Genomic DNA, 24270 nt, shown 5'->3' with positions numbered 1-24270 from the left:
TTATTCTACGTCTCTTCTCCGCGCTTCCTGAAGACCAGTCGAATCGGCGTCCCCTGGAATCCGAAGGCCAAGCGGAGCTGCGTCTCGAGGTAACGCCGGTAGGAGAAGTGGACGAGCTCCGGGTCGTTTACGAAAAAAACAAAGGTGGGCGTGGTGGCCTCGGCCTGCGTGACATAGAGCACCTTGAGCCGCTTCCCCTTGTGCGTAGGGGGTTCGCGCTTGCCTAGATTGGTGCGCAACCAGCGATTGAGCTCGGGCGTGGCAACCCGGCGTTTGCGTTCCTCGACCACCTTGAGGGCGACCTCGAGCGGCTGCGCCACCCGCTGGCCCGTCTTCGCCGACACATATGAGATCGGCGCCCAGGGCGCAAAGCTTAAGGCGTCCTTGATCTTCTTGCGCCAGACCTTCTCCTCTTTCTCTTCGGGAGCGAGGAGGTCCCACTTGTTCAGCACCAGGACGAGTCCGCGGCCCGCCTCGACAACGTAACCGGCGATGTGGGCATCCTGCGCCGTCAATCCCTCCCTCGCGTCGATCACCACGATCCCGATATCGGCGCGTTCCATCGCGCGCAGCCCGCGCAGCAGCGAGTATTGCTCGACGCCCTTTGTCAGGCCAGGCCGCCTGATGCCGGCGGTGTCGACCAGCAAGACACGCTTGCCCTGAAACGTCACCGTCGTGTCGACCGGGTCGCGCGTGGTCCCCGGGACGGGCGTCACCAGGCTTCGTTCGTCGCCGATCAGCGCATTCACCAGCGATGACTTCCCCACGTTCGGTCGCCCCAGGATGGCCACTCGGCCGGCCAGCTTGTCATCGACCAGCTCGGGCGTTGGCGGTGGCAACCGCTCCACTACCGCATCGAGCAGGTCGCCGCTGCCCGTGCCGTGCAACGCTGAGATGACCCAGGGGTCGCCTACCCCGAGCTCATAGAACTCGCTCGCCAGCACCTCCCGGCCCCGGCCGTCGGCCTTGTTGGCGACCACCAGCACCGGGGTTCGCGATTTGCGCAACAGCTCCGCAATGTCGCGATCGATGGCGGTCAGGCCTTCCCTCACATCGAGCACGAACAACACCAGGTCCGCTTCCTCGATGGCGAGCCGGCTCTGTTCCTCCATGCGGCGCCGCAACTCGCGCTGCGCCGGGACCTCGTCACGGTCCTTGCCGAGAACCAGTCCGGCGGTATCGACAATGACGAACTTGCGGCCCTGCCACTCGCTCTCCGCGTACAGCCGGTCCCGCGTGAGTCCGGCCATCGGATCGACGATGGCTCGGCGCTCGCCGAGAATCCGATTGAACAGGGCGGATTTCCCCACGTTCGGGCGCCCGACGATCGCCACTAAAGGCAGCGCCATCAGGTGTGGGTGGGGATTATCAACATTTGGTGTATCTCGGCAGGGGGCTTTGTGAAAACCCGAACCTATAATAGGCACCGTGTCGGACGGCCGGGTGGTTCTGAAAGAGAACCGGATCATGATGGTGTCCGATGAGATGGGCGACATCCCGGCCGGAAACACGAAAGGGCTCGGTCTCTACTTTTCTGATACCCGCTTCCTCTCAGCCTATGAGTTCCGGCTCAACCGGTTACAGCCGATCCTCCTCTCGGCTTCCGTCGACGAGAGCTATGTGGCCACCTTCCAGATGGTCAACCCCGTGCTCCTCCTCGACGAAGGCAAACGCCGGATTCCTCAGCAGAGCCTGAGCATTCGTCGCAGTCGCTTCATCTACGGGGGGCTGCACGAACGGATCGGTGTCCAGAACTGCGGTACCGAGCCGGTCGAGATCGAATGCTCACTCCGGATCGAGGCCGACTTCCGCGACATGTTCGACGTCCGCGGCTACAAGGTGCAGACTCGCGGCACGCTGCGAACTCCCGACATTGGTGAGCGGGGCATTACTTTCACCTACGACGGCCAGGATGGCGTCCTACGGCACACCGATGTGGTCGTCGACCCCACGCCCCGCACGCTTCACGAGGACGGCACGCTCAGCTGGCACTTCCACCTGGAGCCGAAAGATACCGTCACCGTCGTGGTCGACGTCATCCCGGTGATTGGGGAGAGCGAGCCGATGCTGGGCTACCGTTACGATGATGCGCTGCAGGCGCTGCAGGGATCCTACCGCCGCTGGCATGACAACACGACCAGGATCCGTACCGACAATGCCTTCCTGGACCGGGGCCTGCTCCGCCGCAGCCAGATGGACCTGCGGATCCTGCTCGAAGAGTTCGAGAGCGGCATCTTTCCGATGGCGGGCATCCCGTGGTTCTCGGCACCATTCGGGCGCGATGCCCTGATCGCGTCCATCCAGACCCTGATGCTCAATCCGGAAGTCGCCCGGGGAACTTTGCGCTACCTGGCACAGCATCAGGGTCGCAAGGTCGACCCGTCACGCGAGGAGGAGCCCGGCAAGATCCTCCACGAGGCGCGCTACGGCGAGCTGGCGAACCTCAAACTGATCCCGCACACGCCCTACTACGGATCCGTCGACAGCACGCCGCTCTTCCTGGTCACCGCGGTCGAAATGATGGACTGGCTCAACGACCAGGATCTTTTCGTTGAGCTCCTGCCCGCAATCCTGGGCGCCCTCAAATGGGTCGACCTCTACGGTGATCACGACCACGACGGCTTCGTCGAGTACGCCGAGCGCGCCAGCGGCGGCGTGCGCAACCAGGGTTGGAAAGATTCGCACGACTCGCTGCTCTACCCGGACGGACGCCCGGCGGAGTTGCCCGTGGCCCTGGTCGAAGTGCAGGGCTACGTCTACCAGGCGAAGGTCGGGCTGAGCCGGATCCTCGAACGGCTCGGCCAACCGGTGATGGCGGAGCGGCTGGCGCGCGAGGCCGCCGAGCTGAGGCGCAGATTCGAGCTCGCATTCTGGCTCGACCGCGAGCAGTTCTACGCCCAGGGGCTCGATCGACAGAAGGTACCGATTCCGTCGATCACCTCGAACCCGGCGCACGGCCTCTGGGCCGGCATCATCGATCCGGAGCGCGCCGAAATCCTCAAAGATCGGTTGATGGCGCCGGACATGTTCTCCGGCTGGGGCATCCGCACGCTCTCCGCCGACTCGCCACACTACAACCCGATGAGTTATCACAACGGCACCATCTGGCCACACGACAACTCGATCGCAGCCGCTGGCTTGCGCCGCTACCGGCACGCCGACGCGGCGGGCCAGGTGATCGAGGGCATCATGGAAGCCGGCATCCGCATGCCGGACCACCGCTTGCCCGAGTTGTTCTGCGGATTCCGCCGCGACATGCACTACAACAACGGTCCCGCCGAATACCTGGTGTCCTGCAATCCGCAGGCCTGGGGCGCGGGGGCAGCCTTCCACTTGATGCAAACCGCGCTTGGCATCGTCCCCGACACGACCGCCGGCCGCATCTACCTGAACCCCATCCCGTTCGGGCAGGCGCGCAGCATCGAGATCCGCGGGATGCGGGTCGGGAATGGCAAGCTCTCCTTCAAGGTGGATTACAACGGCGGCCGGCCGCACGTTGACGTCATGGAGAAGCCCGACGACCTGGCCGTCATCCTCGATGAACCGCCGCTCATCACGTAATTAGCAACTTGGCCATCGGGGCGCGCGTTGGTCTCCTGCACTACACGTGCCCACCCATCATCGGCGGGGTGGAAACGATCCTCTATGAGCAGGCGACCCGGCTCGCCGCGCGTGGCCACGCCATTACGGTCCTCAGCGGGCGCGGTGGTCCGTTTCCTTCTGCCGCAGGCGGCATCAAGCTGGTCATCATTCCCGAACTCGATTCCAAGTACCCGGAAGTGAGCGCCATTCGCGACGGGCTCGATCGCGGACACGTTCCGCCGGGCTTTGCTCCGCTGCAAGCGACCATCGAGCGCCGGCTGGAACCCGCGATGACGGAACTCGATTCGCTAATCGTTCACAATGCCCTCAGCCTGCACTTCAACCTGCCGCTGACCGCGGCCCTCTGGAAGATCGCGGAACGGGAACATACGCGCATCATCTCCTGGGTCCACGACCTGAGCTGGGTCAACCCCCTCTACCGCCCCTTGATGCAGGACCGCGAGCCCTGGAATCTGCTGCGCCGGCCGCATCCGAAGATCACTTCGATTTTCGTCTCCGGCCAGCGACTCGACGAGTGGCGGGAGTTGACCGGCGTCGACGTCGACGCGAACCAGGTCATCCCGAACGGCATCGACCCGGCGGCGCTGTTCAAGTTGGGCCCAGTCGCGAAAGAGCTCGCCGAGCGCTTCGGCCTCGGCGGTAGCGATGTCGTGTTGCTCGCCCCGGTGCGGATCACCCGACGGAAGAACCTCGAGTGGGCGATCGAGGCCGCCGCTGCCGTTCGGGCATCGGGACGGAGCGTCCAACTGCTGATCACGGGACCTCCAGGCCCGCACAACCCGCTCGCGCTCGAGTATGTACAGGAACTGAAACAACTCACGGAAGTGATGGGGATGGAGGAATCGGTGCGCTTCCTCTTCGAGCAGAAATCAAGCGCGACGGACGGCTACGCCATCGACGCGGCAACACTCTCTGACCTTTATATGCTGTCTGACGTGGTCACACTCCCGAGCTCGAGCGAGGGATTCGGACTTCCCCTGGCGGAAGCGGCGATCTTTCGTGTCCCCGTGGTCTGCACCGACCTGCCCGCCTTTCGCGAGGTCGCGCCCGAGGGCGTGACATTCGTGCCCCTCGCAGACGGACCAGCGGCGTTTGCGGCCGCCGTGCTGCAGGCGCTCGAATCGCCCGTCGCCCGGCTACGCCACCGCGTCATCAACGCGCTCGCCTGGGACCGTATCGTAGCCGAGCGCATCGAACCGCTGCTGTCCAGTACGTGAGCCACTACCGCGTCCTGATCCCGACCACGAATCCGGCGCGGTCGGGCCCGCTGCTCAAGGCGGTCTCGCCCTTCCTCAATGCCGAGGACTCGCGCGGCACCCTGCTGGGAGTCATCGAAATGGCGCCGGAACGCGCGCTGAGCGAAGGCGTGGAGGTGGCGCGGGCGTACCGCGCGCTGCTCTCCCGCATCACGCGCTACGCGGAGCGGGGGCCGGGAGAGCTTCGTGGCCAGGTCCGGATCGCCCATGTTGCGGCGCAAGGGATCCGCGAGGCTGTGCTGGAAACCGACACCAACCTGCTGGTGCTCGAGGCGGGCAGCAGCCAGGAGCGCGACGGCCTCTGGGTGAACGCGGTCGAGGACTTGCTCGTCGACCCACCGTGCGATGTTGCCCTGGTGCGGCCGGAGACCGCGCCGATCAAAAGCGTGCTCGTGCCAGTTCGAGGTGGCCCAAGTGCCGAGCTCGCCTTGCGACTGGCGGCCACCGTGTGTAAGCAAACCGGCGCCGAGCTGTGTGTTCTCCACGTCTACAACCCGCGGATCTCGGACGAGTCACGCCAGCGCGAGGAAAAGGCGTTCCTCAAGCTGTCGAGCGCGGTGGACGTGCCGGTGCGGCGGATTACCCTCTTCTCCACCGCGGTTCGGGAAGCGATCGTGCGCGAGGCGGCGCAGCATCAGCTCGTGGTGCTGGGCGCGACGATGAGTCTGATGCACCGACCGATGGTGCTTGGCGCGCCGGTCGGCCGCTTGCTGCGGCGGCTGCCGGGCAGCGTGATGGTGGTCAAGACGGCGGCGCCGGTGACCGAGCTCAAGGATCCGGATCGTCCCTTCCGTGTCGAGAGCCGCGCCGCGGCGGCGGAGCGCGTCGATCGCTGGTTCGCCGAGAACACCTTCCACAGCCGGGAGTTCGGTGACCTGCGGCGGCTCGTCGACCTGAAGCAGCGGCAGGGCGCGACCATCAGCCTCGGGCTGCCAACGCTCAACGAACAAGCCACCATCGGCAAGGTGATCCGCACCTTCAAGACGGCGCTGATGGACCGGGTCCCGCTGGTCGACGAGATCGTGGTCATCGACTCTGGGTCGACCGATCGCACGGCCGCGATTGCCGAGCGGGCCGGCGTGACGGTCGTGCAGCACAGCGAGATTCTCCCCCGGTACGGCGCCTTCCAGGGAAAAGGCGAAGCCCTCTGGAAGAGCCTCTTCACGCTCAAGGGCGACCTCATCTGCTGGGTCGACACGGACATCAGCAACATCCATCCGAAATTCGTCTACGGCCTCCTCGGGCCACTGCTGAGCGACCCCGGGATCCATTACGTCAAGGGCTTCTACCGCCGTCCGTTGAAATTCGGCACCGAATTCCAGGCCCAGGGCGGCGGACGCGTCACCGAGCTGGCCGCGCGGCCGCTGCTGAACCTGTTCTTTCCGGAGCTCTCGGGCCTGGTGCAGCCGCTCTCGGGTGAGTACGCCGGGCGCCGCCGTGTGCTGGAAAGCGTGCCGTTCTTCACCGGCTATGGGGTGGAGCTCGGATTGCTGCTCGCCATGTCGGAGGCGTACGGACTCCGCTCCATCGCGCAGGTCGACCTCGGCATGCGGGTGCACCGAAATCAGACCTTGTTCGACCTCTCGAAGATGGCCTTCGCGATCATGCAGGTCGGTCTCAAGCACCTCGGTGACAGGCACCGCATTCACCTGCTCGAGGAAGTCAACAAGACGATGAAGCTGATCCACTACGAGGACGAGCGCTACTGGATCGAACAGAAAGAGATCGAGGACCAGGAGCGCCCCCCGATGAACACCGTGCCCGAGTACTTCCTGGCGCGGCATCGGGCCCAACCCATCTCGGAGTAGCCGGTTACGTAGCGACTACGCATAATCGATCGATGCGACGCGGCTACCTCGCGCTCATCACGCTGGCCCTGATCTGGGGCGCCGCGTTCCTCTTCATCAAGCTTGCCGTGCGCGACATGAGCCCGGCGACGCTGGTGCTGGCTCGGGCATTTTTCGGCGCGCTCACCCTCGGCGTGATCTTTGCGGTGCGCCGGCAAACGCCCTTCCCACCCGGGACCCGGTCGCGCCTGCTGCCGTTCCTTACGATGGCCATCGTCGGCAGCCTCGTCCCCTGGGGCGCCATCGCCTTCGGTGAGCAGTCGATCAGCAGCGCGCTGGCCAGCATCCTGAACGCGACCACGCCGTTGTGGACGGCGGTGTTCGCCTACTGGGTCACACCCGCCGAGCGGCCGAGCGGGCTCAATTATCTGGGCGTGGCGATCGGATTCCTCGGCACCGGGATCCTGATCGCTCCCGATCTCATCGGCCAGCCCTTGCGCGCCACCACGATAGGGACACTGGCGGTCGCCGGGGCGGCGTGCAGCTACGCCGTGGCGGCCCTCGTGCAGCGACGACGGCTACGAGGCGTGAGCCCCCTGCAGGTCGGCTTCTGGCAGCTGGCGCTCACCGCTCCCTTGGCCCTCGCCGTGGCGTTGCCCACGATTGGCGCGACCCACCTGCAGGTGGCGTCGATCGCCGCCCTGCTCTTCCTCGGTGTGGGCGCCTCGGGGATCGGTTTCCTTCTCTATTACTTCATGATGAACACGCTCGGTGCCACCCGCGCGACGACCGTGACCTTTCTGCTTCCGATCACCGCGGTCTTCTGGGGTGCCAGCCTGCTCCGCGAGGCGATCACCATCCCGATCGTTGCCGGCATGGTCGTGATCCTGCTGGGGGTCTTCCTGACCAGCCGGCCTCGCCGGCCAGCGGCCGTGACCGCAGACCGCGGGGTGGCCTGAATCTCATCTGGCGAGCGTAGAATCTCGCGTTGACATGCGCCCTCGTGCCCTCGCCTTGATTGCCCTGGTGGTGACGCTCGGCGCCTGTTCCAATCCGATGACCGGCGGGCCGGCGAGCCCGACACCAGCGGCGACCGTGACGCCCTCCCCCACACCGACGCCCATCCCCTCGCCGACCGTTGTCAACGGACAAATCGTGGTCTCCAACCTCGACCCCGACGGGGCCGCGGTGGTCGCCGGGATCCTCTATCCGCCGACCGGGGGCGGCTGCAGCACGAACGGCAAGTACGAGGCCTGCCCGGTCACCGATGGGCTCGCCCAGCGACTCGATTCGAACCCGCTCAAGGCGGCCGAACCGCTCTGCCGCTGCCAGAACACCTACCAGTCGCGAACGATCACCTCGACCCCGCTGCCCGAAGGCAACCCCGGCGCGATCGCGCACGTCGTTCTCGACTTCGGTGGATCGACCGCCAAGCTGGATGTCACGGTGCTGCAGACCGCCACCGGCTGGTATGCGAGCGACACCAGTTGTACCGGACAGGATGCGCAGGCGACCTCCATCTACGCCGCCGCACCGCCGCCCTGCGGCTAGCCCGAGCCCGCGACCTGGTCGACCTGCAGCGGCTCTTCCTGGAATGCCTTGGCGTCGTCCAGACGCCAGGAGCGAGCGTCGCGGAGCACGCCGTTCTGCACGGAGGCCACCAGGTAGCTGTAGAAGGACCAGGCGTGCTCGGCGTCGAATCGGGACGGGACGGGCGGATGGTCGGGGTGGCTATGGGCAAAGCCGATGATCTCCAGGCCACGTGCCTCCGAATCCTTCTGGACGCGCAACTGTTCCAGGGGGTCGAGGGCATACCGGTCCCAGGGCCGGTCGGTGATGATATTGCGCATGCCGCGGAATTCGACGACCTCGTGGTCGGCGCCGTCGACCCTGCCGATCAGCGCCCCGCAGGCTTCATTGGGATAGCCCGATTCGAGATGCCCCCGCATCTGGTCCATCACGGACTGCGGGATTCGCAGCGTCAAAACTTCGAGCGGTAGAGTCCCGAGCTCAAGTAGCGGTCGCCGCCATCCGGGAAAACCATCACAAAGACGCCTTCCGAGGTGCGGCGGGCGACCTCGCGTGCCGCGTAGAGCGCCGCGCCCGACGAGTTCCCGACCAATAAGCCTTCGGAGCGGGCCAGGTCGTGCGCCAGCTCATAGGCGGCTTCCGTCGGCACGCTGATCTTCTCGTCCTGGACACTCGGGTCATAGATGCCGGGAACGATCGAGCTCGGCATGTGCTTGAGACCCTCGAGACCGTGCAACCCGTCCGACGGCTCGGCGGCGATGACCTTGATGGCGCGGTTATGGCGTTTGAGGAATCGACCCACCCCCATCAACGTGCCGCTCGTTCCGATGCCGGCGATGAAGTGGGTGACCTCGCCGTGTGTTTGATCCAGGATCTCCGGGCCGGTGGTATCGAAATGGGCGCGCCAGTTGAAGGGGTTGTTGTACTGGTCCGGCATGAAGTAGACGCCCGGCGCCGATTCCTTGATCCGATGCGCCTCACGGATAGCGCCGTCCGATCCCTCGAGCGCCGGCGTGAAGATCGCTTCCGCGCCGAAGGCCTTGACGATCTCGCGTCGCTCCTCGTTGACGTTGGCGGGCATCACGAGCTTGACCTGGTAGCCCTTCGCCGCCCCGATCAAGGCGTAGGCGATGCCGGTATTCCCCGAAGTCGAGTCGAGGAGCACCTTCTCGACCGTCAGCTCGCCGGTCCGTTCGGCCTCCTCCACCATGCGCAACGCCGGCCGGTCCTTCACCGAGCCGCCGGGGTTGAACCACTCGGCCTTGGCGTAGAAGGTGATGTGCGGAAACTCTTTCTCGAGCAGCCGGATCCTGATCAGGGGGGTGTTGCCGATCCGCTGCAGGATCGATTGATCCGGCAGGTTCTCGAAGACGGAGAGGGCACGATGGGGCATCGAGAGTGATTTTATCGGGCGAGTTCGCCCAGGTCGCCGTTTCGATCAGGAGTTTGCCGGCCGGCTTTCGATCAGGAGGAAGACCGGGTGGTCGGCGGGATCCGGCATCAGTTCGAACTCCTTGGCCACGAAGCCGCCGTATTTCTTCCCATGCTGCTGCACGTAGGCGGCAACCAGCGGACCCCGTTGCGACGATGGGATTTCCGTGGCTTTGAAGTGGATCCTCCGGCCGTGAAACCGCAGGTCGCCCTCGCCAACGGCACGAAGGTTGCGCGCCCAGTTCGTGTTGCCGCCGGGAGCCACCAGGTAGCGCCGGCCCTCGTATTCCAGCGGCAGCACCGGCATCGTGTACTTTCGCCCAGTGGCGCGGCCGCGGATGGTCAGGCTCGGCGCCAACCGCAGCGCGGTCAGCAGCGGGTTCATGACCTTGTTGTTGAAGAAGCCCGACCTGCGGTAGGGAGCCTTTCCGTTCAAGAAAGTGCCTCCTCGAAATCAGCGAGCAAATCGTCCGGGTGCTCGATTCCGACTGAGCACCTTACCAAAGCCTCGCTGATGCCGGCCCGCGTGCGCTCCGCGGCATCGAGCCCCCGATGCGAGGTCGACGCCGGGTGGCTGATTGTCGTGGCGACGTTCCCGAGGCTGGGCATCAGCCGCACCAGCCGCAACCGGCGGATCATCGACTCGAGCGCGGTCTTGCCGCCGGCCAGCTCGAAGGACAGCAGGGCACCCGCCCCGGCCGGCAGGAGGCGCTTAGCCCTGGCGTTGAAGGGGCTGCTCTCCAGCGCGGGATAGTTGACCCGACTGATCGTTCGATGCCGCTCCAGGTACTGCGCCAGGCGGAGCGCGTTGGTTGTGTGCCGCTCCATCCGGACCGCCAGCGTGCGGATGCCGCGCAGCGTCAGCCAGGCGTCGAAGGGCCCGAGCGTCGGTCCGAAGGTGTGAGCGAACGCCCGCGCGGCTTCGATCCAGGTCGGCTTCCCGACAATCACGCCGCCGATCACGTCGGCGTGCCCACTCAGGTTCTTGGTCGCGCTGTAGATCACAACGTCGGCCCCCCAGCGGAAGGGCTGGCTGAGCGCCGACGTGGGGACGGTGTTATCGACCACGAGCAACGCGCCCGCGTCGTGAGCGATCCGGGCGAGCGCCTCGAGGTCCGGCACCCGGATCAGCGGGTTGGTGCAGATCTCGCAGAGCAGCACGCGCGTCCGATCGGTCACCACGCGCCTCACGGCGTCGAGATCCTGAAAGTCGACGATCGTAGTGGTGATGCCGAAGCGCGGCAGGTCATCGCGCAGGAACGTCAGCGTCGTGCCGTAGCAGTCGTGCGCGGCCACCAGGTGATCGGCCGCATTCATTTCACTCATCAGCGCCACTGCGATCGCAGCCATTCCCGAGCCGACCGCCACCGCATCGAGCCTGGTCGTCAGGCCGTTGCTCTCGAGGCTGGCCACTGCCGCTTCGAGTTGTCGATGATTGTCGGTCCCCCACCGGCCATAGCCGCGGTGCTCGGCCATCGCCGTATCGAGGGTCTTCAGGTCCGGGTAGCCGCTCGCCGAGCCGACCGAGATATCGGGCGTGATGGGCGCGTCTTTGCGGTCGATCGCCGGCTCGCCGGCGTGGACGGCAATCGTGTCGGGATGCGGCATCGGGTCAGCCTACCTGACGCCGCTCGTAGCGACCCAGCTGGAGCCGATCGCCCAAACGTTCCAGAACCGCAAGGCCCTTCTCGAGCTCAGCGTGATCGCCTGTGAGGAGCGCACGCTCACAGCGGACGCGTGCCGCATAGGGCACGGCACCCATCGCCTCCCAGAGGTCCAGCGAGCGCGTCAGCATGTCGCGGTCGCGTTCGACCATCCCGAGTCCGCGCCGCACCTGCGCCTCCAGTGGGCGAACGTGTCCCCCTTCCGCAAAAGCGAGGAGCTCCGTCAGCCGCTCGGACCCTGGAGGTTGCCCGGCGTCGAGCAGCAGGTTGAGGCCTCGCTCGGCACGCTCGATGCCGCTGTCGTTCAGTACCAGCTCGCGCACCACGTCCGCGATGGCACCTAGGTCCGCACCCGCGTACGCGAGCCACTGGCGGACCAGACTGTCGGCAGGAAATACCGTGAGGATCGTCTCGAGAATCTCGCGGTACGACTCGGCCAGCCGATCATCCTGACGCGCGCGAGCCACGTCGATCACGGCCATGAAGCCACGAATGGCATAGCCTGCCGGCGGCTTTCGCGCCTCGAGCCACAGCTGGCGGGCGCGCTCACCAATCTGGAGGGCTTCGTCCCACCGGCCGAGCAGTGTCAGTACGTAGGCGCGCCAAACAACCAGTTGGAGGGTCCACGCTGGAACCTGACCGGGCTGGATCTGCGCCAGGCCCTGGGCCGAAACGCGTTCCGCTTCGTCGAGGTCGCCGAGCAGCGCGCTGCTCCAGGTAACCATGCTGTGCGCATCAGTCTTCTCCGCCATGCTCAATCGGTCCTGGAAGGTCAGCCGCTGGCGGGCATATTCGCGGCTTTGCTGCCAGTCGCCAGCCATCTGGGAGGTGCTCGACAGCGCGTCGAGGGCCATGCTTTCGAGATTCGGGTCATCAACGCTGCGGGCGATCGTCACCGCCTTTTCGGCATTTACCCTGGATGCCGCGAGGTCCGCCGCCGTGGGTAGGGTCGTGCTCCCGGTCAGCCAAAACGGATAGAAGGCATCGGCCGCCATGTATCGAGCCAGGATGCGCTCGTCTGTCACCCGCGCCGCCAGCGTCCTGGCCTCCTGCCGAAATTCACGCATGGCATCAAACGAGAGGCGGTCGGTAACGGAACCCTGCGTTCGGGTGTACATGCTCAGGAGACCAGTCATCACCTGCAGCTCCTGTTCCGGCGGCCGGCCCTGCTCGCGCATCAGGCGCAGCGCGGTGAGATACGCCGGGACGGCGACGTCACTCGTCTCATGGATTTCGCCCAGGCGCTGATAGAGATCCGGCAGCTGGCTTGGATCGGCAAGTTCGATGGCGCTCCGCAGGTGGCGTGCGCCTTCGATCGTGGCCGCGGCGGCGGCCGCGACATCGGCAGCGCGGCTCAGCCAGTCGACAGCTTTCTCCCGGGTCCGTTGGGTTTCCGCCTCATCGGGGCGCTGGGCAGTGGCGATCACGGCTGCCTCGCGATAGTGGTAGCCGATCAGCTCCGCGAGCGAATCTTCGCGGTCACCGGCCAGCTCCTCCAGCCAGGCCGCCGCGGCAGCATGGAGCCGTCCGCGCTCAGCGCGGGTCAGCGTCTGATACGCCACCTCGCGGATCAAGATGTGGCGGAAAGCAAAGATATCCGTGCCAGTCGGGCGAACCAGATCCTTCTCGACCAGCTGGTCGATGGTCTGGTTGAATCCCTCGAGCGTTGGTTCGAGGGCGAGTAAACCCGGCGGCCGGAAGGCGCGTCCAAACACGGACCCGAGCTGGATGATCCGTCGCTCTTCAGATGCGAGCTGGTCGAGCCGGGTCAGCACCGTGGCCTGGACCGTATCGGGCAGCTGGTCCGCGCCTGGCCGCCCGGCAATGGACCGAACCAATTCCCCGGCGAAGAAGGGATTGCCTTCGGCGCGCCGAACGACGCGATCAACCATCTCCGCCGAGCATCCCTCGAGCAGCTGATCAACGAGCCGCGCGATATCCCGATCGTTGAGCGGCTCGAGCGAGATCGAGGTGTAGTTCCGTCGCCCTCCGCCCCACGCGGGCCGGCGATCGAGAAGCTCGGGACGGGTCAGCGCGATCATCAGCAGTGGCAGATCGCCGCGCGGCTGCATCACGAACTCGAAGAGGTCGAGCAGGCTGTCGCTCGACCAGTGGAGATCCTCGAAAACCAGCACCAGCGGCGCGCGGCGTGCGGCGATCTCGAAGAAGGTGCGCCAGGCTACCAGCAGCGCCGAGCGGTCGCTCACCTCGGTCTCGCCGGCGCCGACGGTTGCCGCCAGCAGCTCGACCTCGCGATCCAGCGCCTCTAACCCCGACCCGTCGAGCCAGTCGCGAATCGCCTGTCGCACGGTCTGCGGTTTGGCATCGTCCGGGACGCCGATCAAGCGGTACAGCACGCCCCGTAGCGGCCAGTAGGTCAGTCGCTGACCGTACGGCAGACACTGGGCAATCGCCACGGTCGTCCGGGACTCGATGGCGGGAAGCCGCTCGAGGAACTCCTCGAGCAGCCGAGTCTTTCCGACACCGGCCGGGGCGATGATGCTGACCAGATAGGGGCGCTCCTCGTCGAGGGCGCGGCGAGCCACCAGCTCGAGCTGCTGGAGGTCGGCATCGCGGCCGATCAGTGGCGTCCTCTTCGCGACCGGCGGTGGCGCGGCGCGGCCCAGCAGCGAAAGGGCTCGGATCGGTTGCGATTTGCCCCGGATATCGACCGGCATGACTGGTCCAAAGGCAAAGCCCGTCCTGATGCTTCCCACGGTGCGTTCGCCGCAGAGGATGCCCCAGGGCTCTGCGGCCTGCTGCAGCCGCGCGGCAACGTTGACGGCGTCACCACTGAGCGGAAAGTCTCCAGTCGCGCTCTCGCGGGCAGCAACCACCTCGCCGGTATTGATCCCCAAACGTATCGGGAGACGGTCGCCGAGGGCCGGATCAGCGCGCACGCGGTCGCGGAGCGCCAGCGCCGCGGCGAGGGCACGCTGCGGATCGTCGTCGTGGGTGTGCGGGAAGCCAAAGACGGCGACCACGGCATCGCCGATGAACTTCTCGAGGATGCCGCCGTGCTCGGTTACGGTCTCGCGGGCGAGGTCGTAGTAGCGGCGAAGCAGGATCCGGACATCCTCCGGGTCGAGCGCATCGCCCAATGCGGTCGATCCCGCGACGTCGGCGAAGAGGATCGTCACGACGCGACGCTCTTCAGCCACGAACGCCTACCGCTTGAGGAAGCGGACGCGTCGGCGACGGCGAAACCGGTCGCCGCCGCCTTTCGACACGACGCTGATACTGCCGTCGTTTTCGAGGACCGCCATCTTGACGTCGCTCAGCTTGTCCACCCCGTGCTCGCGGATCGCCATCTCGACGTCGGTCTGGCTGAGGCCTTCCTTCTCCAGCGCGACCTTGCTGATCTGGCCATCCTCCACCACGACGGTCGGCGGTGGCTCGATCAGCGCGTCGAACCAGGGCCAGCGGCTTCGCACGAGCGCCACCATGCGGTTGAAGATCAGCAGGACGGCGATGATGATCACGCCGCCGGTGACCGACTGGTCGGGGCCGGTGATCGCCGGCTGCAGCGCGTTCGCCACCAGCAAAACGAGCACCAGGTCGAAGGTCGTGAACTGACCGAGCTCGCGTTTGCCGAAAAGGCGCAGACCGATGAAGAACGCGATGTAGATGAGGAGCGCACGGATGATCAGGTTGGTCCACGGGATGCCGAGCTTGAAGATCTCCCCGAGGTCGCCCATCTCAGGCGAATCTTAGTGGGTTGTTGAATGCCGGAAGCCGAAATCGAGGAGCGTCGCGGCGTCGGTGAAATGCTGCGTGCTCCCGAGCACGACCACGAGGATCGTCCGGCCGTTCCGAGTGGCCGCGGCGGCCAGGCAGTAGCCGGCCGCCTCGGTATAGCCCGGCTTGATCCCGATCGCGCCCGGATAGGTCGACAGCAGCCGATCGATGTTGATCGGATTGAACGCCTTGTGCTGCGGCGTCGAGTAGATCGAGATCTGTTTCGACCCGACGATGGCACGGAGGTCCGGATAGTCGGTCAGCAAGGTCGCGCCCATGACGGCGAGATCGTAGGCCGAGCTGTAATGGTCGGCATCGTCGAGGCCGCTCGGGTTCGCGAAATGGGTGGTGCGCAGGTGCAGCGCCGTGGCTTTCTGGTTCATGAAACTGATGAATGTCGGACGGTCGACGATGCCCATCGCGATCGCTTCCGCGGCGTCGTTCCCGGAGTCGAGCATCATGCCGTCGATCAGCTCGCGCAGCGTCAGCTTCTCCCCGGTGCTAATGCCCATATGGTTGGGCTCGACCTGGGTCGCAGCCTCCGGGACCGTGATCACGGTGTCGAGCGGCACCAGGTCGGCCGCGACCATGGCGGTCATCATCTTCGTCAATGAGGCGTCGGCGTAGCGGGTGGTCTGGTCCTGCTGGTAGAGGATCTGTCCGGTGGCGAGATCGACGACAACGGCCGCCCGGCCCTTGATCGACGGGATGTCGGCGATGGGGTGGGTGCGCAGCCAGCTGGCGCTCAACACCGGCACCTTGACTTGCGGCAGCTGGGTGGGCACGGCCGGCCGCGATGGCGTGGCCGTCGGCGTCGGGCGGGCGCTCGGTGCCGGCCGCGCGGCAACCGCCGGACGCGGAGAGGCGGTGCGGGTCGTGGCCGCGACGGGATGGATGTCGCGGTGCCCCTGCAGCAGCCCGAGCGCGCGGCTGCCGAGCAAAAGGACGACAGCAACGATCGCCAGCCTAATTACGGGTGTCCGCCGGCGCGGAGGAACAACGAGACGCCGCGACGGTCGTCGCCCGCGCGTCCCGAGGCTGTAGCCAGACGTAGGGTAGGACGTTCGCCTCAAGAAGTCGGCCTCATGATGGGCGAGATCGATCGGTGTGTCAAGGAAGTTGCGTGTGCCACTCAGTCCTTGATAGATAAGAAGAAGGACTTACCAGGAGGTGGACGGCATGCCGCAGAACGCATGGAGCCCCAAGCGTGAGCGCCAGTACGAGCACATCAAGGACAGCCTCAAGGATCGGGGCACGAGGGACGACAAGGCGGAAGAGATCGCCGCCCGGACCGTGAACAAGGACCGCGCTCGGGCCGGAGAAGCCACGCAAGCCAGCCGCACGTCGCTCGACGACATCTCATCCGAGCGCCGCGGTGGGCTCCGGTCGCACACCGGCTCGAAAGGTCGGACCTACGCGCAGCTGCGAAACGAGGCCCGGGAGCGAGGCATCAAGGGTCGCTCCCGGATGTCCAAGGCACAGCTTCAGCGCGCCGTCGAGGCCAAGAAGCATTAGGGCGCGCTAGCCCCCACCCTACCCTCCCGCTTGCGGGGGAGGGACTACCACGCCGAGGGTTAGACCGTGGTTGCTGCCGGGCGCCGGCCGATCAACCCGCCGATCGCGCCCGCCCCGGCTCCCACGCCAAGCCCGATGACACTGAGGAAGATCCCCGCCACGATCCCGCCCGCTGTCACGATCGTCTGCGAGCTGACCCCGGTGTTGTTGTTCACCACGCACCCAGCGGCATTGAACGAGGAGAAGATGATGACGAGCGCGATGACCGTGCCAATGGCGGAAATCAGCCCGCCAATCAGCCCGGACATGGTGGCCATGCCGATCGTCGCGCCGGATCGGGTCGTCATGAAACCGGCTGCGCCCATGAGGGCCAGGAAGACAAGAAACGCGAGCAAGCCCAGTGGCGAACTGCGGTGACAGGCGTCGCCGCCACCGGTCACGTTGCCGAGCCAGTTGAAGAGCAGCGTGATCACCGCCGACACGGCGCCAAAGGTCAGCGCATACCGCACCCAGGGTTTCATTACAGTACCTCCAGGGCTTTAGCCCTTCTTCATTTCCCTACCTGTCATCTTGGCCAGAAGCGGCCGCGTTGACAAGGATTCAGTTGAGGTGGAAGAGCGCCCGTAGCAGCGCGGCGACCAGAGCGCCGGCGATGACGCAGACGATAAAGGGGGCTCGCAGCGCGGCCAGCACGGCGGCCAGCAAGACCGCCGGCACCTTGACATCCAGGTGCACCAGTCCGTTTGGGCCGGTGAGCTGGATCGCGACGAGCGCCGCGAGCAGTGCGGGCGCCAGCCCAGCCGTCCGCTCCGTCACCGCGGATGGCAAGTTCGGCAGAAACGGTCCCGTTGCCCGCATGAGGAACGAAAGGCTGGCGAGCCCCAGCACCAGCGCCAGCGCTAGCGGGCCAGCCATAACCCAACCACGGCGGCGCCCGCCAGGGGTACCCCCGGCGGAGTGAAGGGCGCAAGGACCAGAGCGACGACGGCCCCAGCGATCGCGCAGCGCACGGCGTGCCGCCCCGAGAGCAACGGCCAGAGCAACGCGACGAAGGCGGCTGGGAACGCCGCATCGAGCCCGAACCGCTTGGGGTCACCCAGAACCGGGCCGAAGAGCACGCCTATCAGCGTTCCGACGACCCAGACGGCGTAGAGGCAAGCGCCCGTCACCAGCAACGTCCGGCCGTCGGGCCGGCCGGGCGCGCCGGCGCGAACCGACATCGCATAGCTCTCATCGATCGACAGCTGCGCCAGCAACGACCGTACGAGTCGACCGCCAGGCAGCGAGCGCGCCACCGCGATGCCGGTGGCGATGAAACGGAGGTTGAGGAGAGCGCCGGCGAAGATCGCCGCCAGGACACCGCCACCGGCGACAATCACACCGAGGGCCGCGAACTGGGCCGACCCGGCAAAGACCAACGCCGACATCAGCACCACGGACCATGCGGGCAGGTGCGCCGCCACCGCGAGCACACCGAATGAGGCGCCAAAGACGAACACGGCGAGGGCGATGGGAACGGCGGCTTGGAGGATTTCTCTCGTCGACCGGCCGGCTCGCATTCTCGCCATTAAATAAGAAAGATGCCGTCGCACCGGCACCAGCATCTCCGTTAACCCAAGCGGAACGCGTCCTCGGGCTCCTTGAACTCCGAGTCTTCGTAGTCAACGCTGGGAACGCATGCTATCCTCATGCTGATACCTCCCTAGATGGGTTTTGTGACACGAAGGGAACCAGCCTGCGGGGCGCACCCTGGTCGGTCAAGCTGGTGCTTGGCGGGCCGCGTATTGTGATTTCGTCATGTCCGTACGATGGGGAGACATGATCCAGCGAACGCTGCCTTACGCCGCGGCCATCGGTGCTGTTGGCGTTGTGTCGCTCGGGCTCGCGGGCCTGGCCTGGGTGCTGGGCCTCCCGCGAATCGAGACCTTTCTCCTGATTCTTGTTCTGCTGGTGGGTGCCATCGCGTGGCGCCTGGGTCGCGGCCCGGCGATTGCGGCGACCGCGACCGTCGCCGTCGTCGCTGACTACTTCTTCCTCCCGCCGTCGGGAGAATTTGGCGTCCGCAGCCTGAGCGACGTCGTCCGCCTGGTGACGGGCATCCTGGCCGCCGCCGCGGTCATCCAGTTCGTCCACGTCAGCCGCCGCCGGGAGTCGCTGCTGCGGCGACGCAAGGACCTCCTGCAGGACGTCTCACCGCGGATCATCCAGAGCCTCGACGCCGAGGAGGTCCTCAACACGGTGGCCGAGGCCACGCTCCGCGTCATCGATTACCAGCACTTCCGCCTCTACCGCTGGGACGAGTCGTCCGAACGCCTCGTGCTGGTCAAATCGGTGGCTCGGGCCGAGTCCTACGAGCGGCCCGACTGGCATACCGTGAAGCTTTCGCTCGGCGAGGGGATTACGGGGATCGCCGCCCAATCCCGGCGGTCGTTCCTCGTCCCGGATGCCAGCGTGGATTCGCGGATGGTCTATCCGGCCGGGACCACGCGCATCCCGGAGAGCATCATCAGCGTTCCGATGGTGACCGGCAACCGGCTGTTTGGCGTACTCTCGCTGGCCCGGCAAGGGGCGCGATCCCTCAGCGATGACGACCTTCGCCTGATGGAATCGATCGCGGCGCAGACCGCTCTCGCGCTCGCCCATGCCGAACAGTACGCCGAAGCGGAGCAGACGATCAAAGCCCTGGCAATGATCGAGGGGTTCCAGCCGAGCGACGCTGGGCCGCCCGACTGCGAGGTCGACAGTCGTATCCTGCAGGGGTTCGTCGACCTGAGCCAGGCGGACTACGCGACGCTTCGGGTGCTGCAAGCCGACAGGCGTTACCACGTCGCGGCGACCGGCGGCCGGCAGTGGCCCGACAAGGCGGCATCGGCCGGCGGGCCGCTGACCGCGGAGCAGGTGGCCTGGCTGGCGGACCCGCGGGTGACCGCCTACGTGACCGATCCCGAGAGCGACACGAAGCTTCCCGACTGGGCTCGACGGGGCACCCTGGCGCCCGGGGTCAAGGCCAGCATCTTCCTGCCGATGCGCGCCGGGCAGCGATTCGTCGGCTTCGTCGGTTTGTACTGGCGGCGGCCACGGTGGCTGCGGCCTGACCAGCTCCGCCGGCTGCAGCTCGTTGCCTCGCAGGCCGCCATCGCGCTCGATACCCGGCAGGCCCTAGAGCGCGAACGCGGACGCGCCGATGCTCTCGTCGAACTGGAACGCGCCCGGCGTGAGTTCATGCAAATCGCGTCGCACGAGCTCCGCACCCCGCTGACCGTGATCCGCGGCTATGCCTCGATGCTCGAGGAGGGATCGCTGGGCGAGATGCCGCCGGCGGCGCAGCACGCGATCCGGACGCTGATGGATAAATCGAGCGAGATGCGCGGCCAGGTCGAGCGGATGCTGCTGCTGGCCCGGCTGGAGGACGGGGCGGCGGCCCAGCAAATGACGGAGCTCGACCTGCGGACCGTGGTCACGGACGCCGTGGATCGCGTCCGTCCCCAGGTGGCGCTCAAGCAAGGTCGCGTCCACCTCGACCTGGCGCCGTCGCCACTGACGGTGGTCGGGGATCCCGAGCGGCTCGCCACGGCCGTCGACAACCTGCTGCAGAATGCCGTGAAGTTCAGTGCGGGACCGCCGGAGATCGAGGTCACTGGCGACCGGCAGGACGGGCACGTCCGGCTGGTGGTGAAGGATCACGGCATCGGTATCCCCGCCGCCGCGCGCTCCCGGCTGTTCGAGAAGTTCTACCGGGTCAACGACCCGGAGCTCAACAATGTCGTGGGAACCGGGATCGGCCTTTACCTGGTGCGGCAGGTCATCGAGGGCCATGGCGGCCGGGTGGAGGTCGCCAGCCAGCCCGGCGAGGGCTCGTCCTTTGAGATCGAGCTTCCGGTCGCCGTGGAAGGCGCCGAACCGGCCTAAAACCCCCTCAGGACCGCAAGACTGCCGGGTGTTTGAGGTTCCTTCTAATGTGGCGAACCAGCCGGAGCTGCACGGCGACACCTCGGATGCCGCACTCGATATCCCGGCCGACTGGCTGATGCCAGGTCTCGACCTCCAGGCCGTCCGCGAGGCCCAGCGGCCGGATGCCGTCGCGACCCTGACCGCCGATCACCTCACCCTCACGGGCGTCGAACTGGTGGTCGAACGGCGCTGGCTGCGGGAAGCCTATTGGCGCCAGGTCAAGCAGGCGATCACCCGTGGGTACATCTATCGGAGCTCGGCCGTCCAGGTCACCTTGCGTGGCGAACGCCGAGAGCACGAGCGCCGCGGCACCAGCACCCGCAAAGCCAGCTAGGCTCCCTCCCCGCTGCTAGAGTCTGAACTAGCACATGAAGACGGTGATCTCGGCAGATCCACCGGTCAACCAGGCCCCCCCGGAACTGGACGCGACCCGCGACCTGCCCCGCGGTTTCTACGACTTCGTGCTCCCCCTGCATCGGGCGTTCACGCCCCGCCAGCGGGAGCTTGCGGCCAGGCGACGCAGGATCCTCGACGCCGCGCACCAGGGCCAGTTGCCCAACTATCTCCCGGCGTCGGAGGCGACGACCGGCAGCTGGAAGGTCTCGCTGCCGGGTTGGTGCCAGGATCAGCGCAACCAGATGACGGGCCCGGCGGACGACGCCGAGCTCGTCGTCAAGATGCTGAATTCCGGCGCGCCCGGTGTGATGCTCGATCTCGAAGACTCCGTCGCCAATGCTTGGCCGAACATCAACCAGGGCGTGCGCAACATCATCGCCGCCCTGCGGGGGGAACTCACGTATCACGATCGCAAACGCGAGCGCGAGGTCGCGATCAACGAGAGCAAGACCGTCATCCTGACGCGGCCGCGAGGGCTGCATCTCGAGCAGGCCGGTGTAATCAAGGGCGAGCACATGGCCGCGGCGCTCTTCGACGTGGCGATGGTCGCCTACCAGGTCGACCCTGGCCGCTTGAAGCATCCGTTCTCGATCTACATCGCCAAGTCGGAGTCGGCCGACGAGGCGCTCTGGTGGCGGGATCTCTTTCAGGCCATATCGACCGCGCGCGGCTGGCCGTCCGACTACATCAAATGCATGGCCCTGGTCGAGTCGCACCCGCTCGCCTACCAGATGGAGGAATTCGCCTACAACCTGCGCGAGCACATGATGGGACTGAACCTGGGGCGATGGGACTACATGGCTAGCCTGATCGACTTCACGCTGCACGACCCCACCTGGGTCCTCCCCGACCGCAACACCATCCCCCACGATGTCGCGTTCTTCCAGGCCGTGCGCGAGGTGATGCCCGAGGTCTGCCACAAGCGAGGCATGCTGGCGATCGGAGGGATGACCGCCCTCTATCCCAGCCGTGAGGACGCGGAGCTCAACACGCGCGCGCTGAAGGTGCTGGAACAGGACAAGAAAAACGAGGCGAACAGCTTGATGGACGGCGCCTGGACGGGGCATCCCGATCAAAACGAGATCGCGGTCAACCAGTTCCCCTACCCGAACCAGATCGCGGCGCGACGCAAGGACGCCAACATTCATAAGGACCTGCGACCCAGCCCGCAAGGCGTTGGCAAACGGACGCTCGAAGGAACCCGTGCCGCCGTGCGGACTGTCATTCGCTACCGCAACGGCGTGCTGAACGGGAAGGGCGCCAGCCTGCTCGACGGCTACATGGAAGACCTGGCGACCGACCGCATCTATCGTTACATGATCGCCCAGCGCATCCGGCACGAGGTCACGGTCACGGATGTCGACGGTCGTGCGGTTACGCATTCACCCGAGCTGGTGTCGCGGCTCTTCGATGAGGAGCTTGGGCGTCTCAATACACAATGGCCGAAAGCCGAAGCCGGGTCGCCGGCAACCATGAAGCAGGCTCGTGACCTTAGCGAAGGCATGGTGCGCGGCATCCTCGAGGCGCAAGACGGGAGCTGACCGAAAGCGCGTTGACAATGAACGAACCATCCGCAGTCCCGCTGGCCGCGGAGCGGTTCGGCCAGCGTTAGTCCTGTCGCCGAACGCGGCCGGTCGGCTGCTGGAACTTCAACGAGCGGCGGGAAACAGGGCGGTTGGCGAGCTGGTCGCCAGTGGGGCGCTTGCGCTACAACGGCACCCAGACGCGGGGGTCGCTCCGGCCGCGGCCCCTGCCGCGGGGGCGCTCGATGCAAGAGCGAAAGCAATCGTCGACGCTGCCCAGGCCGACACGCCCTCCAAGGACGAGCGAGCCAAGAACGTGGTGTGGAGCATCCTCAAGACTTATTACGCAGACCGTCAGGATCTGATCAAGGACGTGACCTATCCATTGAATGAGGATGGTCTGCTGACCACCACCCCCGCAGCCAGGGCCCCGAAGGGCTCGGAACAAGGCTCGATTGCGGTCAGCGACGATTTCCTGAAGCACACGACCAAAGAGGGCTTCGCCCGGAGGGTGTTGCAGGTAGGACACGAACTCATGCACGTCGAGCAGCATCGGAAAGGAATGGGAGGCCATGGCAAGTCCGCCGAGCGAGAGTTCCTCGCCTTTGCCTGGGAGGGGACGGCCGCAGAGGTGGCGGGTACCGGCCATATGAATCGCGGCACGCGGCTCAGCCTGATCAACGCAGCGATAAAGAATTACCAAGCGTTGGGCGAGGACGATCAAAAGCGCTACAAGGACCAGTACGACGAGGTCGTGAAGAAGAAGGAAGCCCTCGAGGCGAAGAAGAAGAGGGGCCCTGCGGCCCCCTGAGGGTGCGTGCCGTAGCGGGCGTAAGCCGCGTTACTAAGGAAATGGAGCCACCCGCCCAGCCGCCAGCCAACCTTCTTCCGGTGCAGCGGAAGGCCACCCTCGCATATCGTGCGATCCGACTCTGGGCCGTGCCGCTGCTGCACGTGCTGTTTCGCATCAAGGTCGAGTACCGCGAACGGATTCCGACCGACCGGCCCTACGTACTGATCGCGAACCACCTCAACTGGCTGGATTCGTTTGCCATCCTCGCGACCTTCCCCGCCGAGCCCCGAATCCATTTCCTCGGCGACACCACCATGCTCGTGACGCGCAAGGTCCAGTGGGCACTGGTCAAAAGCGTCGGCGGCTACATCCCGGTCAATCGCCAGGCCCGGCCGGATCTGGTGCTCTTCGAGCACGCCAACCGCTGCCTGGAGCGGGGTGGCGTGGTCGCCATCTACCCCGAGGGCCACTACGGGCCGACCGAGGGCCAGATCATGCCATTCAAGAAGGGCTTCGCGCACTTCGCGGTCGAGAACCACGTGCCCGTCGTGCCGGTGGCGCTTTCCGGCACGCAGGATCTCTGGTTACGCAAGACCATCCGGATGATCATCGGATCCCCGATCGAGAGCGCCGGACAGACCGTCGAGTCGATGGTCGCCCTGGCGGAAGCCCGCATGCGCGAGTTGCTGCCGCCCTACCAGGACCCCGGCGGCACCAAGCTCCTCAGGCACCGCCTGACGCACCTTTTCTGAGCTGGTATGCGAACGAAGCCGGCCATATCCCGCGGTGCCCGCGGCGCCGAGGGTTACCCGATGAAGCAGCATCTTCGACGCCGGGACGGGAGGAAGGCGCCGTCCGCGCTTTTCAACACCCTTTTAGCCCTCCCCCGTTGATCGGGATGGATGAAGAACTGGGCCAAACAGCTGTCCGGAGCCGGCATGGTACTGGTCTTCGCGCTGGCGATCGGCGGATTCGTCATGATCCTGCGCGCCCAGCAGCAAAGCCTGGCGTCGACGCTGGCCGCCGCCCATATCCGTTCCGTGAGCCCGCCGGACGGCGCGACCAACGTTCCGGTCAGCGGCG

At 66.2% G+C, this 24270-nt stretch carries 23 protein-coding genes; 12 read left to right on the top strand and 11 right to left on the bottom strand.

Annotated features, from left to right (window positions below):
* Positions 1-5: 5 nt before the first annotated feature.
* Positions 6-1349, bottom strand: a complete 1344-nt coding sequence (gene der, locus VHK65_18210) for a ribosome biogenesis GTPase Der (GenBank protein HVS08085.1) — start codon at positions 1347-1349, stop codon at positions 6-8.
* Positions 1350-1428: 79 nt separating this feature from the next.
* Here der and VHK65_18205 point away from each other — a divergent pair, with 79 nt between their 5' ends.
* From VHK65_18205 to VHK65_18185, 5 genes are read left to right on the top strand one after another with little or no spacing between them, the layout of a single operon-like run.
* Entirely contained in the window at positions 1429-3561 is a 2133-nt protein-coding gene (locus tag VHK65_18205; protein ID HVS08084.1) for a glycogen debranching N-terminal domain-containing protein, read from the top strand.
* An 8-nt stretch (positions 3562-3569) separates the two neighbouring features.
* Complete coding sequence (locus VHK65_18200) at positions 3570-4820, top strand: glycosyltransferase family 4 protein (protein ID HVS08083.1); 1251 nt, start codon at positions 3570-3572, stop codon at positions 4818-4820.
* Positions 4817-6667 carry a glucosyl-3-phosphoglycerate synthase gene (locus VHK65_18195; GenBank protein ID HVS08082.1) on the top strand — a complete coding sequence of 617 codons (1851 nt, stop codon included), beginning with the start codon at positions 4817-4819 and terminating at the stop codon, positions 6665-6667. Before VHK65_18200 ends, VHK65_18195 begins: the two co-directional genes overlap by 4 nt.
* A gap of 32 nt (positions 6668-6699) precedes the next feature.
* Positions 6700-7605: a DMT family transporter gene (locus tag VHK65_18190; GenBank protein HVS08081.1), complete on the top strand. Its 906-nt coding sequence runs from the start codon at positions 6700-6702 to the stop codon at positions 7603-7605.
* Between the two features lie 34 nt (positions 7606-7639).
* Positions 7640-8197, top strand: coding sequence for a hypothetical protein (locus tag VHK65_18185; GenBank protein HVS08080.1), 558 nt, complete (start codon positions 7640-7642; stop codon positions 8195-8197).
* Here VHK65_18185 and VHK65_18180 read toward each other — a convergent pair.
* The 7 genes from VHK65_18180 to VHK65_18150 are packed head-to-tail and all read right to left on the bottom strand — an operon-like array spanning position 8194 to position 15950.
* Positions 8194-8631: a M67 family metallopeptidase gene (locus VHK65_18180; GenBank protein HVS08079.1), complete on the bottom strand. Its 438-nt coding sequence runs from the start codon at positions 8629-8631 to the stop codon at positions 8194-8196. The genes VHK65_18185 and VHK65_18180 overlap by 4 nt on opposite strands.
* Positions 8628-9569 carry a cysteine synthase family protein gene (locus VHK65_18175; GenBank protein HVS08078.1) on the bottom strand — a complete coding sequence of 314 codons (942 nt, stop codon included), beginning with the start codon at positions 9567-9569 and terminating at the stop codon, positions 8628-8630. The genes VHK65_18180 and VHK65_18175 overlap by 4 nt, the downstream gene beginning before the upstream one ends.
* A gap of 45 nt (positions 9570-9614) precedes the next feature.
* Positions 9615-10043 carry a nitroreductase/quinone reductase family protein gene (locus VHK65_18170; GenBank protein ID HVS08077.1) on the bottom strand — a complete coding sequence of 143 codons (429 nt, stop codon included), beginning with the start codon at positions 10041-10043 and terminating at the stop codon, positions 9615-9617.
* Positions 10040-11215: an aminotransferase class I/II-fold pyridoxal phosphate-dependent enzyme gene (locus VHK65_18165; protein HVS08076.1), complete on the bottom strand. Its 1176-nt coding sequence runs from the start codon at positions 11213-11215 to the stop codon at positions 10040-10042. The genes VHK65_18170 and VHK65_18165 overlap by 4 nt, the downstream gene beginning before the upstream one ends.
* 4 nt (positions 11216-11219) lie before the next feature.
* A complete protein-coding gene (locus tag VHK65_18160; GenBank protein ID HVS08075.1) occupies positions 11220-14432 on the bottom strand; it encodes an adenylate/guanylate cyclase domain-containing protein in 3213 nt (1070 codons plus the stop codon).
* Between the two features lie 6 nt (positions 14433-14438).
* The gene (locus VHK65_18155) at positions 14439-14969 is read right to left on the bottom strand and encodes a YetF domain-containing protein (GenBank protein HVS08074.1); all 531 of its coding nucleotides are present in this window, start codon (positions 14967-14969) and stop codon (positions 14439-14441) included.
* Between the two features lie 12 nt (positions 14970-14981).
* Positions 14982-15950, bottom strand: coding sequence for a serine hydrolase (locus tag VHK65_18150; GenBank protein HVS08073.1), 969 nt, complete (start codon positions 15948-15950; stop codon positions 14982-14984).
* 238 nt (positions 15951-16188) lie between these two features.
* On the opposite strand from VHK65_18150, the gene VHK65_18145 reads away from it, so the two are divergent.
* Entirely contained in the window at positions 16189-16524 is a 336-nt protein-coding gene (locus tag VHK65_18145; protein HVS08072.1) for a plasmid stabilization protein, read from the top strand.
* Positions 16525-16583: 59 nt separating this feature from the next.
* Here VHK65_18145 and VHK65_18140 read toward each other — a convergent pair whose 3' ends face one another.
* The 3 genes from VHK65_18140 to VHK65_18130 form a co-directional block, all read right to left on the bottom strand.
* The gene (locus tag VHK65_18140; protein HVS08071.1) at positions 16584-17045 is read right to left on the bottom strand and encodes a hypothetical protein; all 462 of its coding nucleotides are present in this window, start codon (positions 17043-17045) and stop codon (positions 16584-16586) included.
* A 79-nt stretch (positions 17046-17124) separates the two neighbouring features.
* On the bottom strand, positions 17125-17439 hold the full coding sequence (locus VHK65_18135) for an AzlD domain-containing protein (protein HVS08070.1): 315 nt from the start codon (positions 17437-17439) through the stop codon (positions 17125-17127).
* Entirely contained in the window at positions 17424-18092 is a 669-nt protein-coding gene (locus tag VHK65_18130) for an AzlC family ABC transporter permease (GenBank protein ID HVS08069.1), read from the bottom strand. Before VHK65_18130 ends, VHK65_18135 begins: the two co-directional genes overlap by 16 nt.
* A 250-nt stretch (positions 18093-18342) precedes the next feature.
* Between VHK65_18130 and VHK65_18125 the strand changes: the two genes are divergently transcribed.
* The 6 genes from VHK65_18125 to VHK65_18100 form a co-directional block, all read left to right on the top strand.
* Complete coding sequence (locus VHK65_18125; protein ID HVS08068.1) at positions 18343-20433, top strand: ATP-binding protein; 2091 nt, start codon at positions 18343-18345, stop codon at positions 20431-20433.
* Positions 20434-20482: 49 nt separating this feature from the next.
* Complete coding sequence (locus VHK65_18120) at positions 20483-20809, top strand: hypothetical protein (GenBank protein HVS08067.1); 327 nt, start codon at positions 20483-20485, stop codon at positions 20807-20809.
* A 43-nt stretch (positions 20810-20852) separates the two neighbouring features.
* Complete coding sequence (locus tag VHK65_18115) at positions 20853-22412, top strand: hypothetical protein (GenBank protein HVS08066.1); 1560 nt, start codon at positions 20853-20855, stop codon at positions 22410-22412.
* Positions 22413-22710: 298 nt separating this feature from the next.
* Positions 22711-23205: a hypothetical protein gene (locus VHK65_18110; GenBank protein HVS08065.1), complete on the top strand. Its 495-nt coding sequence runs from the start codon at positions 22711-22713 to the stop codon at positions 23203-23205.
* Positions 23206-23246: 41 nt separating this feature from the next.
* On the top strand, positions 23247-23939 hold the full coding sequence (locus VHK65_18105; GenBank protein ID HVS08064.1) for a 1-acyl-sn-glycerol-3-phosphate acyltransferase: 693 nt from the start codon (positions 23247-23249) through the stop codon (positions 23937-23939).
* Between the two features lie 150 nt (positions 23940-24089).
* Positions 24090-24270: hypothetical protein (locus VHK65_18100; protein ID HVS08063.1), on the top strand; the 181-nt coding region annotated here is incomplete at its 3' end.

The sequence above is a fragment of the Candidatus Dormiibacterota bacterium genome (assembly GCA_035544955.1).
GTDB lineage: Bacteria > Chloroflexota > Dormibacteria > CF-121 > CF-121 > CF-13.
Note: the sequence above shows the minus strand (reverse complement) of the source record. Positions and strands in the feature narration are given on the sequence as shown.